General features: G+C 67.4%; 2 protein-coding genes. Both read right to left on the bottom strand.

Features of this window, described 5'->3' with window-relative positions:
• Window positions 1-108: 108 nt before the first annotated feature.
• Entirely contained in the window at window positions 109-936 is an 828-nt protein-coding gene (locus AB5164_RS10185) for an ATP-binding protein (RefSeq protein WP_006234068.1), read from the bottom strand.
• Window positions 933-1,264, bottom strand: a 332-nt coding sequence (locus AB5164_RS10180) for a Mu transposase domain-containing protein (RefSeq protein ID WP_438265630.1), incomplete at its 5' end; no start/stop codon positions are given. The genes AB5164_RS10180 and AB5164_RS10185, both read right to left, overlap by 4 nt.

Here is a 1,264-nt window from a genome sequence, read left to right as displayed (position 1 = left end):
GTGTTAGCGTCGGATTATTTTAGCCAAATATAGTCGGCCGAGATTGACCAATCCCGGCCGACCCATTTTAGCCAACACGCCCGCATCTATGTCTTTCCTATCGCTTCCCTACATCCCCTCGGGCTGGATCCCCCTCACCTTCACCGCCTGGGGGACGGCCTCCACCGAGTAGGTGTCGAGCCCCCTGCCGCGGTAGCTCGGGCCCCGCATCACGAACACCGACGCCTTGTCGAACAGCCTGTCGAGGGCGCAGAGGAGCGTGTCGTCGCCCGTGAAGAACTCATCCCACCCGCTCGGGGCGATGTTGCTCGTGAGGACCATCGCGTTCGGCCCCTCCTTCTCGTAGCGCCTGTCGACGACATCGAAGAACAGGTCGGTGCACGGCCTGTCGTAGACGCATCTTCCCACCTCGTCAACGATGAGGCACGACGGCTTGACGAGCGAGGAGACGACCCGCGAGGTGTTTCCCCGCTGGACGGCCTTCTGGAACCTGTCCCTGAGCTCGGTCGCCTTTATGTAGTAGGTCTTGAGCCCCCGCATGCAGCACTCGCGCCCGTAGGCCTGCGCGAGGTGCGTCTTCCCTATGCCGCCGGGCCCGACGAAGGCGACGTTGCGGTGCGCGTAGAGGTCGGCCAGCGACGGGAGCTTGCCCAGCGCGGCCGCGTCCCGGCCCTGGATCCTGGAGAAGTCGAAGCCCTCGAAGGTCTTGGGCTCGCGCCTGGGCAGCCTGCTCAGCCTCAGCAGCGTCTCGATGGAGGCGAGCCTCCTCTTCTCCGCAAGGTAGGAGAAGGTGGCTGCCACGGCGGCCATCTCCCCGTCGCCGAGGTCGAGGTCCGAGGCGAGGGTCGCGAGCTCCTCCGCCCCGACGGCGATCCCGAGCCTCGACGCGGCGTCGCTCGCGAGCTCGTAGGGGCTCGCCCCCGCGCCCGCCATCATTCGGCCCTCCCGAAGTCGAACCTCTCGAAACCGGGTTTCGTCCTGGGCGGGGCGATTTGCTCGACCACGGTCCCCACCGGCTGGGTCGGCAGCTCCTCGGGCTGCGCCGGCGATGTCTCCCACTGCCCCTCGCACCAGCTGTCGGCGCCGGTGCCGACGGCGTGGGCGACGAGCTCGCGGGAGAGGTCGTCGCTGTATATGTGCACCACGCGCCCCTCCCGGTTCACCCTGCACTCGCGGCGGACGTACCAGTAGGGCACGCCGTAGCGGTGCCCCTCGAAGCTCACGAAGCCGTCGAAGGAGATCTTCCGGCGCGGGCACAGGTACC

This window comes from Collinsella aerofaciens (genome assembly GCF_040915425.1).
GTDB lineage: Bacteria > Actinomycetota > Coriobacteriia > Coriobacteriales > Coriobacteriaceae > Collinsella > Collinsella aerofaciens_BW.
Note: the sequence above shows the minus strand (reverse complement) of the source record. Positions and strands in the feature narration are given on the sequence as shown.

Bases quoted from the DNA above. Each gene is read 5' to 3' on its own strand.
- AB5164_RS10185 (WP_006234068.1), bottom strand. From the start codon at position 936: ATGATGGCGGGCGCGGGGGCGAGCCCCTACGAGCTCGCGAGCGACGCC.